The 14,282-nt window shown below is 63.7% G+C and carries 13 protein-coding genes; 1 reads left to right on the top strand and 12 read right to left on the bottom strand.

The window, feature by feature from the left end; genetic code table 11:
* Positions 1–40: 40 nt before the first annotated feature.
* From wag31 to ftsW, 10 genes are all read right to left on the bottom strand, one after another.
* Complete coding sequence (gene wag31, locus AC1L34_RS03100) at positions 41–853, bottom strand: DivIVA-like cell division protein Wag31 (RefSeq protein ID WP_424293658.1); 813 nt, start codon at positions 851–853, stop codon at positions 41–43.
* Between the two features lie 326 nt (positions 854–1,179).
* Positions 1,180–1,479, bottom strand: coding sequence for a YggT family protein (locus AC1L34_RS03095; RefSeq protein ID WP_424293659.1), 300 nt, complete (start codon positions 1,477–1,479; stop codon positions 1,180–1,182).
* Positions 1,480–1,566: 87 nt separating this feature from the next.
* A complete protein-coding gene (locus AC1L34_RS03090; RefSeq protein ID WP_424293660.1) occupies positions 1,567–2,376 on the bottom strand; it encodes a cell division protein SepF in 810 nt (269 codons plus the stop codon).
* An 82-nt stretch (positions 2,377–2,458) separates the two neighbouring features.
* On the bottom strand, positions 2,459–3,220 hold the full coding sequence (locus AC1L34_RS03085; RefSeq protein WP_424293661.1) for a YggS family pyridoxal phosphate-dependent enzyme: 762 nt from the start codon (positions 3,218–3,220) through the stop codon (positions 2,459–2,461).
* Positions 3,217–3,897, bottom strand: coding sequence for a peptidoglycan editing factor PgeF (pgeF, locus tag AC1L34_RS03080; RefSeq protein ID WP_480035095.1), 681 nt, complete (start codon positions 3,895–3,897; stop codon positions 3,217–3,219). Before pgeF ends, AC1L34_RS03085 begins: the two co-directional genes overlap by 4 nt.
* Before the next feature lie 100 nt (positions 3,898–3,997).
* Positions 3,998–5,164, bottom strand: coding sequence for a cell division protein FtsZ (gene ftsZ / locus AC1L34_RS03075; RefSeq protein ID WP_424323935.1), 1,167 nt, complete (start codon positions 5,162–5,164; stop codon positions 3,998–4,000).
* A gap of 216 nt (positions 5,165–5,380) precedes the next feature.
* On the bottom strand, positions 5,381–6,139 hold the full coding sequence (locus tag AC1L34_RS03070) for a cell division protein FtsQ/DivIB (protein WP_424293664.1): 759 nt from the start codon (positions 6,137–6,139) through the stop codon (positions 5,381–5,383).
* A complete protein-coding gene (murC, locus tag AC1L34_RS03065; RefSeq protein WP_424293665.1) occupies positions 6,136–7,614 on the bottom strand; it encodes a UDP-N-acetylmuramate--L-alanine ligase in 1,479 nt (492 codons plus the stop codon). The genes AC1L34_RS03070 and murC overlap by 4 nt, the downstream gene beginning before the upstream one ends.
* Entirely contained in the window at positions 7,611–8,783 is a 1,173-nt protein-coding gene (gene murG / locus AC1L34_RS03060; RefSeq protein ID WP_424293666.1) for an undecaprenyldiphospho-muramoylpentapeptide beta-N-acetylglucosaminyltransferase, read from the bottom strand. The genes murC and murG overlap by 4 nt, the downstream gene beginning before the upstream one ends.
* Positions 8,762–10,261 carry a putative lipid II flippase FtsW gene (gene ftsW / locus AC1L34_RS03055; protein ID WP_424293667.1) on the bottom strand — a complete coding sequence of 500 codons (1,500 nt, stop codon included), beginning with the start codon at positions 10,259–10,261 and terminating at the stop codon, positions 8,762–8,764. Before ftsW ends, murG begins: the two co-directional genes overlap by 22 nt.
* Before the next feature lie 37 nt (positions 10,262–10,298).
* Between ftsW and AC1L34_RS03050 the strand changes: the two genes are divergently transcribed.
* On the top strand, positions 10,299–10,646 hold the full coding sequence (locus AC1L34_RS03050; protein ID WP_480035094.1) for a hypothetical protein: 348 nt from the start codon (positions 10,299–10,301) through the stop codon (positions 10,644–10,646).
* 325 nt (positions 10,647–10,971) lie between these two features.
* Here the strand turns inward: AC1L34_RS03050 and mraY are convergent, their stop codons facing one another.
* A complete protein-coding gene (gene mraY / locus AC1L34_RS03045) occupies positions 10,972–12,063 on the bottom strand; it encodes a phospho-N-acetylmuramoyl-pentapeptide-transferase (protein ID WP_480035093.1) in 1,092 nt (363 codons plus the stop codon).
* A gap of 65 nt (positions 12,064–12,128) precedes the next feature.
* Positions 12,129–14,255 carry a UDP-N-acetylmuramoyl-L-alanyl-D-glutamate--2,6-diaminopimelate ligase gene (locus AC1L34_RS03040; protein ID WP_480035092.1) on the bottom strand — a complete coding sequence of 709 codons (2,127 nt, stop codon included), beginning with the start codon at positions 14,253–14,255 and terminating at the stop codon, positions 12,129–12,131.
* Positions 14,256–14,282 lie beyond the last annotated feature (27 nt).

Below are 14,282 nucleotides of genomic sequence, written 5' to 3'. Positions count from 1 at the left end.
ATCGGTGTAGGAATTCATTTTCACGTCGAGTTTAGCCCGGTTAGCCCTGCGGGTAACCGCTCTCGGGCGCGTACCCGGCCTGACCATTTTCCGGCGCATACCCGGCTTGACCGTTCTCGACGGGCGCGGCACTACCGCGCTGCTGCAGTTCTTCGAGCTGCGATTCGAGGTAGGTCTTGAGTCGGGTGCGGTATTCGCGCTCGAAGGTCTTGAGCTGCTCGATACGACCTTCCAGCACCGAACGCTGCTGGTTGATCGTGGTCATGATTTCGGTGTGCTTCTGCTCCGCATCGCGCTGCAGGAAGTCGGCGCGTTCCTGTGCCTGACGCACCTGCGTCTCCGCGCGGGTCTGTGCGTCGGCCAGCAGCGCTTCGCTCCGCTGACGAGCATCGGCAAGCGTGGCGTCGGCGTTGGCCTGCGCTTCGCTGACCATCGCGTCCGAGCGATTGCGAGCCTCAGACATCATGCTTTCGGCTTCACCGCGGGCGGTACCGGTGACCCGGTCTGCGGTGTCCTGCGCCAAGGCGAGGACGCGTGCTGCACGAATACTGGCTTCTTCGTCGGGCATGGCGGGCGCAGCGACCGGCTCCGGGGCCGGAGGCGCAGCCTGAGGCTCGGGCACTGCCGCGAACGCTTGGGTGTGTCCGCCCGCAGCGTTGGCGCGTGCATCTGCGAGCTCGGTCTCGAGTTCGCTAACGCGCTGCCGCAGATCCGCGTTCTCGTCGATCAGACGTGCGAGTTCAGCTTCAGCGAAGTCGAGGAACTGATCGACTTCATCTTCGTTGTAACCGCGCTTACCGATCGGCGGTTTGCTGAACGCGACGTTATGCACATCAGCTGGTGTGAGCCGCATTTCGCCTCTCCCCTTGGTGATTTCCGCGTGCCGTTCCCGACACGTCGTATTCTGTCGCGGTCAGAGAGGAAACCGTGCCGCCCAAACAAGCACGAACACGTCCCAATCTTTATCGCATTTCTATTAATACCAGTACCACTGCGTAACTAGCGTGTCATCTTGTCACTTCAGGACCAAGTAGTGTTTCCTCCCCGCGTCCTGTTCGCAATCAAATCTAGGCCAAATCGTCGAAATCGTTCGTTCGGAGGCAACTAGCCGTGTCGAACAGCCAACTTGGCCATCTTTGACCCTCACCAGCGACATCACCTTAATGACAATAAGGTGATTTACGAGACGCTGCGAGCAAACCCGCCGACGACGTTCATCAGGATCATCATCACAATCATCACGATCATCAATGACAAATCCAGTCTCACTGGCCCCAGGGACAGTGGCGGAATCAGCTTGCGGAGCAGCTTCACCGGCGGATCGGTGACCGTAAAGATCACTTCAATCACCACCACCGCGGCCCCGGACGGGCGCCAGCGGTGCGCAAACGACTGCACCATCTCGATGACGAACCGACTCAGCATCAGCACGACGTAACAGAACAGTGCCAGGTACAAGATCCACAGAAAGGTACTCACTACACAAGAGTGCCTGATCTACCCGGAATGCGCCGCGCCGCCCCGGTAATCCGGAGCGGCGCAGCAAGGAAGCATGCTGGAAAGAGGTCAGGACGGGCTGTAGAAGCCGCTCTCTGCGATTCGGCGACGCTCCTCGGGCGAGACATCGACGCCGACGGGCGAAAGCAGGAAGACCTTAGTCGCGACCTTGTCGAACGAGCCGCGCAGCGCGAAGACCAGGCCGGCGGCGAAGTCAACGAGACGCTTAGCTTCGTCGTTGCTCATGTCGGCGAGATCAATAATGACTGGGCTACCGTCGCGGAACCGCTCGCCGATGGTGCGCGCCTCGGAGTAGTCGCTGGGACGGAGCGTCGAGATCTTCTTCATCACACTCTCCGACTGGGGATCGAGATCGGTTTGCGAATCAAGCGCGACCGCGTTGGCACCGCGGACGGATACGTTCGACGATCGGTTGAGCGGCGCGAGGCGTCGAACCGAGTCGGGCTCAGATGCTCGCCGACTGCCGACGTAAGGACGATCAGTCTCGACGCGCGGGGAAAATCCGCGCTCGTCGCCCGAACGGATGAATTCCGATTCACGGTACGACGATTCACGGAACCGCTGCTCAGCCTCGCCGCGAACCCGAGCGTCTCGGTAACCCTGCTCCCGGTAGTCGTGCTCCCGAAATTCTGGCTCACGGAACTCTGACTCGCGGTAGTCGCGGTCAGCGTCCTCGCGGAACGCGCCGTTGCCGTAATAGGCGTCGTCGCGGGTGGCATCGCTGCGGTACTTGTCCATGTAGGCGCGCTCTCGCGCCGACAAAGCTTGCTGATCTTCAGGATCGGCCAGGTAGTCGTCCTCGAACTCGCTCGGAGGCACCATGCCGAAATATGCCTTGAACTTCTGCATCGTCGTCATTACGAGCCTTCCTGAACGGTCCTGCGATTGGTGTGTTTAGTGCTACGCCTGATGGCCAGTGGTTCTGTTGTGACCAGTGTGACTAAAGCGAGAGTATCGGCCGCGGGCCCATGATTGCGGTTCCGACACGCACACATGTGGATCCGTGCGCAATAGCTGATTCCATGTCGCCACTCATCCCCGCCGACAACTCGACGGCACCGGGATAGCGGCGCACAAAGTCAGAATGGATATGTGCGAGCCGTGACATCGCAGCGTCGGGCTCCATGCCGAGCGGTGCAATCAGCATGAGTCCGTCCAAACGCAACGATGACGGACAGGCAAGAACTCGGTCGGCAGCAGCGGCCAACTCAACGGCGGGCAGACCGCCCCGACCCGGATCGCCGTCCAAGCTGACCTGCAACAAGACGCCGAGAGCCGTGCTGCGCTCACCCGCGTCAAGCGCGCGCGTCGCCGCACCATCAAAGGCTTCGACCAATTTGAGCGAGTCCACTGAATGGACGCGGCGCGCCCACCGAGCTACGGACCCGGCCTTCTTGCGCTGCACGCTCCCGATCATGTCGGTCGTGAAGGAAATGTCACTCCGCTCGGCGCGAACCGCAGCCACTTTCCGACTGGCCTCGGGCTCGCGCGACTCACCAAATTCCCGTTCCCCTAAATCGATCAGTCGCACGACATCATCGGCGGGAAAGTATTTTGTGACGACGAGCAGTTCTACCTCGTCCGCCTCGCGGCCCGCTGCTTCCGCCGCCGCGGCAATACGCTCCCGCGTGCGAACCAGAGCGTTTTTCAGGTCTTGCGTGCGCGGATCGTCGGCGCCTTCGGCGGCTGACCGCACGGTCATTTCCGCGCCTCGGAGGTATCCATCCAAATCACGGACGCCATGCGCCCTGTCGGAGCCCCGCGTCGGTGGCTAAAAAGCATCGGGTCGCCAATGGTTTCGCGCGGATCCATTGCTACCCCGGAAACGCCAGCCTCGAGGAGTTGCCTTCGAATGCCTGCGCGCAGATCGAGACCCGTGGTGCCCTTCTTGGTGCGACTCATACTGCCTGGCAGATGCTTTTCCACATCGGCGGCCATGGCTGGCGGAACTTCGTAGCGGTCGCCGCCGGCAGCAGGTCCAAGGAAGGCCCCAATCCGGTCCATCCGCGCACCGAGTTGGACCATGGTTCGCAGCGCCGCGGGCACAATGCCGACGCGTGCGCCCACCCGACCGGCGTGAACCGCGGCAATTACCCCGGCTTCCTCATCGCTGAGCAGCACAGGGACGCAATCCGCGGTCAAAACCGCGAGGACCAAATCCTTCTGGTTGGTCACCAGTCCGTCCGTGGCGGGCACAGGTTCGGCGACCGGACCATCGACGACGGTGATCGTTCGAGTGTGGAGTTGCTCCATCCACACCACCCGCTCCGGCGCGACGCCGAGGCCCTGCGCCAGGCGGTCCCGATTTGCGGCTACCGCCGTCGGATCGTCACCGACGTGATCGCCAAGATTAAAGGAATCATAGGGCGCGACAGACACGCCTCCGGCGCGCGAGGTGACCGCGCGCCGGATTTTGAAAGGCTTTTCCACTGGTTAAGTACGTTCTCCGCTTAAGTACGTTCTCCGCTGCTGTGCCGGCTCACTTCATGAAATCGGGAACGTCGACGTCATCGTCGTCGAGGCGGATCGCATTGCGACGCGGCGCGGGTTCACTGAACGGATTGGCCTGGTTGCTGTCCCGATTAAACAGCGGGTCGTTGACACTGGGCCGTGAGGTTTCACCAGCGGTCGCATTGCTGATGTTGGCCTTGCTCGCGGCGGCGTGCTGTCCGACCGGCGGCGCGGCCTTCTGCGACGACCCGGAGTTGTCGAAGCCGGCAGCGATAACAGTCACGCGGACTTCGTCGCCGAGATTGTCGTCAATGACGGTGCCGAAAATGATGTTGGCGTCTTCGTGTGCGGCTTCCTGAACCTGCGACGCCGCGTCGTTGATCTCGAAGAGGCCCAGATCGCTGCCGCCCGCGATTGACAGCAGCACGCCGCGCGCGCCCTCCATCGACGCTTCCAGAAGCGGCGAATTGATGGCCGACTCGGCGGCCTTGCGTGCACGACCTTCGCCGCGTGCGGCGCCGATGCCCATCAGCGCGCTGCCAGCGTCGCTCATGACGCCCTTAACGTCGGCAAAGTCGACGTTGATCAGGCCGGGTGTGGTGATGAGGTCGGTGATGCCCTGCACACCATTTAGCAAGACTTCATCGGCGCTGCGGAAGGCGTCCATGAGGCTGACCTGTGCGTCACCGAGGTGCAGCAGGCGGTCGTTCGGGATCACGATCAGGGTGTCGCACGATTCGCGGAGTGAGGCGATTCCGGCCTCGGCCTGGTTTCCGCGGCGCTTGCCCTCGAAGGAGAACGGACGCGTCACCACACCGACGGTCAGTGCGCCCAGTTTGCGGGCAATCGCCGCAACGACGGGAGCGCCACCGGTGCCGGTGCCACCACCCTCCCCGGCGGTAACGAAGACCATGTCGGCTCCCTTGAGGAGTTCCTCGATCTCGTCCTTGGCATCTTCCGCGGCCATCCGTCCCACATCGGGGTTGGCACCCGCGCCGAGGCCACGGGTCGAGTCCCGACCGATGTCGAGTTTCACGTCGGCATCGGAGATCAGCAGCGCTTGTGCGTCGGTGTTGATCGCAATGAACTCAACACCCTTCAAACCCTGCTCGATCATGCGGTTGACAGCGTTGACGCCGCCGCCGCCGATGCCGACGACTTTGATGACGGCCAAGTAATTGTGGGGTGGCGTCATGATGCCTTCCTAGTTCGAACGATTGACCCTAAAGCTCAACCATAGGGTTATAGTTATGTCAAGTACTTGTGTTGAGTCAGACGCTATTGACCCCGACGCCACGGTGCCAGTAGGCGCTCGGCGTGTCGCGAAATCAGTGCGTTAATTCATGTTGAAGCCACAGATTTCTACTCGAATCGAGCAACCCGAGGTCTCACCCGCGCCTCCGCCGGACGGTCAACGCACGGACGCGTACTCCGGACTTGACACGTTGTACTCCGTGCCGTCGACCATCACCAAATGCCGGAATGCCTCTGCTTTGTCGTTGGTGCGTTCAGCGTCGCCCCATTTGACCGTCTTGCCACTGCGCAGCTTTAGCGTCACATCGGAAGGCGAATCTGCAGACACGGTGACCACTTTCGACCCGAGCCACGCGGGTAACTCGCGGACGACGGCCAGTACGGCCAGGGTCGTCGGATTTGCCGGACCGGGATCGTCCATTTGAAGTTCCGGGAGGCCACGGAACTGCTTCGGCAATGCCTTCGCGGATTCGAAAGTCAGATAGACCACGCCGAGCCGATCCATGACACCAATCTTGCCCTGATTCGGCACGGTCACGACGGGTGTCCGCTCAGTGACGGCGATGGTCAGCGTCGACGGATAGTTCCGGACCACGTGAACCGATTCCACGGCGGGCAGCAAGGCCACCCGCTCGGCAATAGCTGCCGTATCAACCTGTAGGAGCGGCTGCCCCATCGTCACTTGCGCCGCAGCGAGGACCTCTTGCGACGGCACCGTCGTGGCACCGGTGACCTCTACATTCCGGGCCGAAATGAGCGGCGTGAAGTACGCGGCAGCGACCAGTCCGCCGACTACCGCAATCAGCGCGACGAGCGCCGCGACCAACCGCCACCGGCTCCGGAATCCGCCAGCCTCCGGGGATGGCTCTCTGACCTGAGCGTGGTTGGCCTGCCGCTTGCTCTCTCGCCTGCTCATCGAGCGCGCGACTCCTCCAGAGCGTCCAGGATTGCTGGCGCTTGCACGGTGATGTCGCCCGCGCCGATCAGCAGGACCAGGTCACCTCGCCGTGCACGACGAGCCACCGCATCGGCAATTCCAGACACGCCGGGCACAAACTCCGCCGGAGCCGTGACCTGGTCACTGATCAGCGCACCGGTCACACCCGGTTGCGGATCCTCGCGGGCACCATAGACATCGGCAACGATGACCTCATCGGCCATCGAGAGGGCCTCGGCGAACTGCGTAGCAAATTCGACGGTGCGCGAGTACAGGTGAGGCTGGAAAACCGCGATGATGCGGCCCGACCCGGCAGCGACTACGTCGCGGGCCGCACTGAGCACTGCCCGGACCTCGGTCGGGTGGTGGGCATAGTCGTCGTACACGTCGATCTCACCGGATCGGCCACGCAGTTCAAATCGACGGTGCACCCCGCCAAAACTTTCGATGCCGTCGGCCGCAGCGTTCGCCTCCTGCCCCGCACGGACCGTCGCGATTAGCGCACCGAGCGCGTTGAGCGCCATGTGCCTGCCGGGCAGCGTCACCTCCAGCTTTCGGGTCAGCGACTCCTCGACGAGCGGTGCGTTCAGTTCGATCGTCACACTGCTACCGGCACCACGCGGGACGGCCGCGCGCAGCACCGCGACCATCGGGATGCCCGGCACCGTGAGATGGTCGTCGCTACCGTAGCCGAGGACCGTGACTCCGCGGGCGGTGACGGCCTCGACAGCGCGAGCACCAAGAGCGGCGGCGCCCGGGTCGTCGAGGCACAAGATCAAGGTGCCGCCGGGCTTGATTAGTTCAGTGAAGTTGTCGAAGACCTCAACGTAGGCGGCTTCGGATCCGAAGAAGTCCAGGTGATCTGCCTCGATGTTGGTGATCACCACGATGTCCGGCGTGTATTGCAGCAATGAACCATCGCTCTCGTCGGCTTCGGCGACAAAAACATCGCCGCTGCCGTGGTGGGCGTTGGTTCCCGATTCGTTGAGTTCACCGCCGATCGCGAACGACGGATCCGCGCCGCAATGCTGCAATGCCACGACCGTCATCGACGTCGTCGACGTCTTTCCGTGAGTCCCGGTAATCAGCACGGTCCGATGTCCCTGCATCAGCAAGGCGAGGACCTCTGGCCGATAGATCACCGGGATACCGCGCCTGCGGGCTTCGACCAATTCCGGGTTGTCGTCGGGCACTGCCGCGCGGGTCGTCACGACGACAGTTGGTCCCCCTTCGAGGAGATCGAGGGCTTCGGGCGCGTGACCGACGCGGACTTGCGCGCCACGGGTTCGCAACGCCAACACGCTGCGTGAGTCCTTGGCGTCGGACCCTGAGACGTCGCCGCCTCGCGCCAACAAGATGCGGGCGAGACCCGACATCCCCGCGCCGCCGATGCCGACCATGTGTACGCGCTGCAGTTCGGCGGGCAGCGGATTGTCGATTGCTGAGATTGTCATGTCCGGTTCCGTCCACGGTGTGCAGCGGCCGATTCGAGTGCTGCGGTGGCCACGGCGAGGGCCGCGTCGCGGTGCCCAAGGGTCGCGGTGGCCGCGTTCATGCTGGCAAGTCGGTCGGTGTCGGTGATCAGCGCGGGGATTTCGCGGCCCACCCACTCTGCGGTTACGAGGGAGTCGTCCACAATGATCGCTCCCCCGGCCTGCTCGGCGGGTACGGCGTTGAGTCGCTGTTCGCCGTTGCCGTGCGGCAGCGGCACGTAGACGGCGGGAAGCCCGGTCGCCGAAATCTCCGCCACGGTCATCGCACCCGACCGGCACATCACCAGATCAGCGGCCGCATAAGCCAGGTCCATCCGATTCAGATAGCTGACTCCCACATATGGCGGAGCACCGGGAGGAGAAACCGGTTCTATCGTGTTTTTGGGGCCGTAGGCGTGCAGGACGCCGATCCCTGCGGCCCCGAGCGCGTTCGCCGCCGGTGCCACGGCTTCGTTGAGTCGTTGCGCACCCTGCGATCCGCCGAACACCAGGAGGGTCGGTGCGTCCTGATCAAGGCCGAAAAACGTGCGGGCCGCAGCGCGGCTTTCGGCACGGTCAAGGTGAGTGATGGCCCCGCGGACCGGAATTCCGACGACGGTCGCGTCCGCGAGCCCCGAGCCGGGGACGGCCGCAAAAACCTTGTCGGCGAGCTTGGCGCCGACCTTATTGGCGATGCCAGCGCTGGCATTGGCCTCGTGCAGGATTACCGGTACTCGGTGTCCACCGCGGATATAGCTCCGCGCCGCCATATAGGCGGGCAGCGCCACGTAGCCGCCGAACCCGATCACCACATCGGCGTTAACGTCAGCAAAGACCTTACGGGTGGCGGAGACGGACCGTGCGACGCGCCACGGAGTCTTCGCGAGTTCGACACCGAGCTTGCGAGGCAGCGGAACCGGCGGGATCAAGCGCAGGTCGTAGCCGCGTTCGGGCACGATAGTGGTCTCGAGGCCACGGTGCGTGCCGAGGGCCGTGATGCGTGCCGTCGGGTCGAGGTCCCTGATGGCATCGGCGACTGCCAGCGCGGGCTCAATGTGGCCCGCGGTGCCACCGCCGGCGACGACGACCGATAAACCCGAACCGCCCTCGCCCGACTGACTTTGCTTGCTCACCAGCGACCGTTCTCCCATTCACTTCGGCCGGTCCTGCGCGAACGGTCGCGCGGCGTCGAAGGTGTCGATTGTGGCCACGACCGACTCGATCGTGTCCGCCTAGCAGGATAGTGGATCTCACTCGACGTCGAACCGGGCGACCGTCGACCCCGCGGGGGCGCGACGTCCGCACGACCGCGTGGAACGGTCCCGCGAACCGGCGCCGGACGGCGAGTCCGTGACCGATTGCTGCCGCCACGGGTTGCCGCCTGTCGTTCTGGCCCCCGATAAGACTCGGGACGAGGCAGTCGCAGCCAGCGCGCCAGGCCCTTCGGCTGCGGGCCCATCATCGCCGCGATGGCTGCCGGCTCGTGCCGGGCGGCATTCGCGAGGAGTCCGAGCATCATCAGCATGGTCAACGCCGATGTGCCACCGTAGGAAAGGATCGGCAACTGGATACCGGTGACGGGCAAAATTCCCACGACGTAGCCGATGTTGATGAACGCTTGCACCAGAAACAACACGGTGATGGTCGCCGACATCAACCGCAAGAATGGGTCGACGGAACGCTGAGCGATCCGCATGCCGACGTAGCCCAGCAACAGGTATAGACCCACGACGATCAGGCCGCCGATCAAGCCGAGCTCCTCGCCAATGATCGCGAAAATGAAGTCGTTGTGCGCGTTGGGCAGATAATTCCACTTAGCCGTACTTTGCCCCAACCCCTTACCGAACAGGCCGCCATCGGCCAGCGCGAACTTGGCTTGGTTGGGCTGATAGTCGGCACCGAGCGGATCGGAACCACCGCCGAAGAAGCTCAGGATGCGCGTGGCACGGTACGACTCGGCGAATGCCAAGCCGATAAAGCCCACGACCAAAATCCCACCGAACGCCGCGAAGTACCGACCGGGTAGGCCGGCAAGCCACAGCAGGGTCATGACGATCATTCCGAGGATCATCGTCGTCGACTGGTTGGGCTCAATGATGACGAGGAAGGCCACAATTGCCGCGACCGGCACCAACGGGACCAACATCTCTTTGGTCGATGCGGTCCGCGGATCGCGGGTGGAGAGCACCGCCGCACCCCACATGCACAACGCTGCCTTCGCAAGTTCGGATGGCTGCAGGGTGAGTCCACCGAACGACAGCCAGCGGCGCGCACCGCCGCCTGCGACACCCAAACCCGGCACCATGACGAGGATCAACAAGACCACCGAGATCAGCAGAAAGGGCAGTGACATCTGCTGCAGAGTTCTGACGGGCATGCGCATCGCCAGGTAAAACAGCACGAGGCCGAGGCTCACGAACATCACCTGTGTGGTGAACATGCCGTAGGCCGACCCGTCTTTCGCATAGCCTTCGACGGCCGATGCGGACAACACCATCATGAGGCCGATGCCGACAAGGATCACCATGATGGAGACGATGAGGTGGAACGACGTTAGCGGCCGCGCCATGAGATTCCGGACACCGCTGACGAGAAACTTGGCGCCACCCTTGATATCGGATGCTCGCATCAATCGGAGTCGTCGCAGCGGATCGGGTGCGGCGGTTGTGCTCGCTCCAGAACTACTTGATACAGATCTCCGTGACCCAGAACTCTGGGATCCGCCCCTCCCCGACTTGCGACGCACGTCGGACCGCTTCGCGCGTCCGGCCCGCGCCGACCGCGTGCGACGCTCTGCTGCGGGATTGTCGGTTGCGGCAGAAGTCGCCACCGAATCCCCTGCTGTCGAATCCCGCCCTGCTGTCGAATCCCCTGCCGCCGAATCCCCAGCGGCCGGATCATTGGCGGTAGCGGTGTCTGCACCTGTTGGGGTCGAGACTGCCGGTGTCGAATCTGCGTCGACAGTCACTGCCCCGCTGTCGTCGCTGCCGGTGGGATCTGCGGGCACTTGCTGATCGTCATTCATCGGATTGCGCGAGGTCGACGAGGGCACCTGATTTGCGCCAACTGCCATGCGGGCTTCACCGCCTGGCTCATCTCCGCGTCCGTTGATCCGGTCGCGGAGACGGCTTGTGGTACTTCACCAATCCGCTGAGTCATCACAGACCCATCGTCCCTTGTTAATACTGTGACTGTTGGGACTTGCGGGGCGTGTCGCACAATCGGCATGGAGAATTGATCCGGCTGTCAACGCCCATTGCGACGCTGCCCACATTTCGGGTCCGACCGGCGGGGAACCTGCGCTGGAGCACATCCCAATCCGCCGAAAGCGAACCGTAACTATCCGGCGTGCGAGATGAATTCGCCGTAGAACAGCGAGAGACCCAGCGCACACGAGATCGCAGTCAGCAGCCAGAACCTGATGATGACCGTGGTTTCGGCCCATCCACCGAGCTCAAAGTGATGGTGGAACGGCGCCATGCGGAAGACTCGCTTACCGGTGGTCCGGAACACCAGAATCTGCACCACGACCGACACCATTTCGGCGACGAAGAGCGCACCGATAACGACCATCAGTAGTTCGGTGCGGGTGGTCAGCGACAGTCCGGCAACAAGCCCGCCGAGGGCAAGCGACCCCGTGTCACCCATGAAGATCTTCGCGGGTGCGGCATTCCACCACAGGAACCCGAGGCAGGCGCCGCCCGCGGCGACAGCCACAATTGCCAAGTCGAGTGGGTCGCGAACGTTGTAGCAGCCGTTACCGTTCACGGCGGCGCCGCCGTCGCTGACACAGGCATTGCGGTACTGCCAGAACGTGATCAGGACGTAGGCACCCATCACCATCGCAGCTGACCCGGCGGCCAGTCCGTCGAGCCCATCGGTGAAGTTCACCGCGTTCGACCATGCCGCCACCACCAGCCAGCAGAACAGTACAAAGCCAACCGCTGTCAGCGAGATGACGTTGATGTCGCGGGTGTACGAGAGGTACTCGCTGGCGGGCGTGAGCCCATTCGAGTTCGGGAACTGCAGCAGCAGCACGCCGAAGATGATGGCGGCAACCATCTGCCCGACGGATTTCGCCGTCTTGTTGAGGCCGAGGTTGCGAGCTTTGTAAATCTTGATGAAGTCGTCGAGGAAGCCGACGGCCGCAAGTGCCGTGGCCAAGCCGAGGACAAGGAGCCCGGACGCCGAAGGTCCGCTGCCCTCATCGAAATATCCGAACAGGTGCGCACCGAGGTAGCCGAGCCACAGCGCCACCACGATCGCGACGCCACCCATTGATGGGGTGCCACGCTTGGCCTGGTGACTCTGCGGGCCCTCAACGCGGATCTCTTGGCCAAAGCCTTGACGCGAGAACAGCTTGATCAGTACGGGCGTCAGCAGGATCGATACCGCCAGCGAGATCGCGCCCGCGATCAGGATCTGGGTCACTGCATGTCCTCACTCATGGGAAATCTGTGAACAATGAATTTAGCGCGAAGGGTGCTCGCCATCGCTCAGCGGGTAACAACCTCGACGTTCAGCGAGGCCTCGCTCCGCCAGTAGTCCAGGAGCTTGTCGCCGAGTTCGCCTCCGGAAAGCAAAACGATATCCCCGGATGCCGGGGCGTCCAACGGATCGGTGCGCAGGTGGCTGACGGCGGCGTCGGAATCGGCGACCAGAATCGCCTCGTCGCCCCATGAGCCTTCCATCACCGCACCCTGGTGCAGGGCACGCACCACGCGGGTCGTGTCGCCGACGGCCATCACCTTATCGACCGCGAGGCGGACGAGCTGCCGACCGAGGGAATCGTGATCGATGCATCGAACGTTTTCGTCGCGGCCGTCCAGGTCGGCGAATTCGCCAAGGATGGCCCAGGTTCGGTGCGCTGATTCGCCGCCGCGGTGGGCACTGCCGACCCCCGTGTCAGCAGCCAGGCCGACGAGTTCGCGAACCAGTCGTCGTGCTTCGTCGATGCCGGCTTTAGGATCGGCCACGAGCACCCGCAACGTGCGCTGCTCTCGTGCCTCAATGAGTTCACCGACGACAAGTCGGTCGTCGAAGGGATGCTTCACGCCGTTGATCTCCTGCCCGGTTTCGTGGCCTTTGCCCGCGACCAGCACGATGTCGCCGGGCTGAGCCCAGTCGACGGCTGCGGCAATGGCGGTGCGCCGATCGCCAATTTCACGGATCTCCGCGGCAGTCGCCGGATCCACCTCGCGGGCACCAGCGACGACGGCAGCGCGAATCGCTGCCGGCTGCTCCGACCGCGGATTGTCGTCGGTCACGATTACCAGGTCCGCGCCCCGCGCGGCAGCCGCCCCCATCAAGGGACGCTTTTCGGTGTCGCGGTCCCCACCGGCCCCCAGCACGACCGCGAGTCGCCCGGCGCCTTCGTGCCCGCGAAGAGTCGCGAGGACAGCCTCGACGGCGGCTGGCTTATGCGCGTAGTCGACGACGGCCAAGAAGTCCTGCCCGCGATCGACCTTCTCGAGCCGACCGGGCACGGCAACTTGCGCCAGGCCGGCGATCGCCACCCCGGTGTCTGCACCAGCCGCGGTCGCCAGCGCGACCGCCAGCAGCGCATTCGCCACGTTGTAGGCACCGGGCAGCGGAACCGTCATCTCAAGCTCACGGCCGTCGGGGGTGGCGATCCGAACTGTCTGCGATCCCGCGTCGGCGCTAACCGGACCGAGCACCGACCACATCGTGGCCCCTGACGTTGACCCCCTGCTCGTTGACCCCCTGCTCGTCGACACAGTGGTCGCCGGTTCCGCGTCCGCCGAGGCGACCTCTGCCATCCGCATGCCCCAGTCGTCATCGACGCAGATCACCGACCGGTGGGCCCGAACTGGCGACCCGCTCGCGAAGAGGCGCGCCTTAGCGTCGAAGTATTCGTCCATCGTGTGGTGATAGTCGAGGTGGTCTTGTGAAAGGTTCGTAAACCCGCCGACCGCAAAGTCGGTGCCGTCTACGCGACCGAGCGACAATGCGTGGCTTGAAACTTCCATGACAACGGTGTCGACTCCGCGCTCCGCCATCACGGCGAAGAGTCGTTGCAGGTCCGGGGCTTCCGGCGTGGTCAGCGAACTTGGGACCACGGTACCGTCGACCCGGATTTCCACAGTCCCAACGAGGCCTACGGTGCGGCCAGCGGCACGTAGCGCGGCCTCGGTCAGATAGGCGGTGGTGGTCTTCCCTGAAGTTCCGGTGATCCCGATTAGCGTCAGCCGCGAGGACGGATCGCCGTAGATCTGTGAGGACACCTGACCAAGGACGGCTCGTGGGTTGTCGCTGACCAGAACCGACAGCCCGTCAAGCGCTCGATCACCGCGAATGGTCGTCAACCCCGCCTCATCGGTGAGAACCGCCCCGGCTCCGGCCGCGAGCGCTTGGCTGGCGTAGTTGGCACCGTGCGTGCGGTCGCCTGGCAGTGCCGCGAACAGGTAGCCGGGTCCGGCTTCCTGTGCGCGGAGGGTGGCTCCCGAGACGTCAACGTCCGGGCCGTCGAGTCGCAAGTCCAACTTCGAGGCAAGCCCGCTCAGCGGCACCGGTCGAACATTGGTCGGTCGGATGGGGCCGTCCGGGTTTTTCCGGTTCACGTCGTCGTGCCCGGACCCGGATTCCACCACATCGTTAACCACAGTCTGTAGACCTCCGGGCAAGTTGTT

It is taken from the genome of Gordonia sp. 34D (assembly GCF_056682775.1).
Note: the sequence above shows the minus strand (reverse complement) of the source record. Positions and strands in the feature narration are given on the sequence as shown.

What these genes read in the sequence shown, in the direction of transcription:
- wag31 (WP_424293658.1), bottom strand. Translation starts at nt 853, where the DNA reads ATGCGGCTCACACCAGCTGATGTGCATAACGTCGCGTTCAGCAAACCG.
- AC1L34_RS03085 (WP_424293661.1), bottom strand. Translation starts at nt 3,220, where the DNA reads ATGACCGTGCGGTCAGCCGCCGAAGGCGCCGACGATCCGCGCACGCAA.
- ftsZ (WP_424323935.1), bottom strand. Translation starts at nt 5,164, where the DNA reads ATGACGCCACCCCACAATTACTTGGCCGTCATCAAAGTCGTCGGCATC.
- AC1L34_RS03090 (WP_424293660.1), bottom strand. Translation starts at nt 2,376, where the DNA reads ATGACGACGATGCAGAAGTTCAAGGCATATTTCGGCATGGTGCCTCCG.
- murC (WP_424293665.1), bottom strand. Translation starts at nt 7,614, where the DNA reads ATGACAATCTCAGCAATCGACAATCCGCTGCCCGCCGAACTGCAGCGC.
- murG (WP_424293666.1), bottom strand. Translation starts at nt 8,783, where the DNA reads ATGGGAGAACGGTCGCTGGTGAGCAAGCAAAGTCAGTCGGGCGAGGGC.
- AC1L34_RS03070 (WP_424293664.1), bottom strand. Translation starts at nt 6,139, where the DNA reads ATGAGCAGGCGAGAGAGCAAGCGGCAGGCCAACCACGCTCAGGTCAGA.
- ftsW (WP_424293667.1), bottom strand. Translation starts at nt 10,261, where the DNA reads ATGCGAGCATCCGATATCAAGGGTGGCGCCAAGTTTCTCGTCAGCGGT.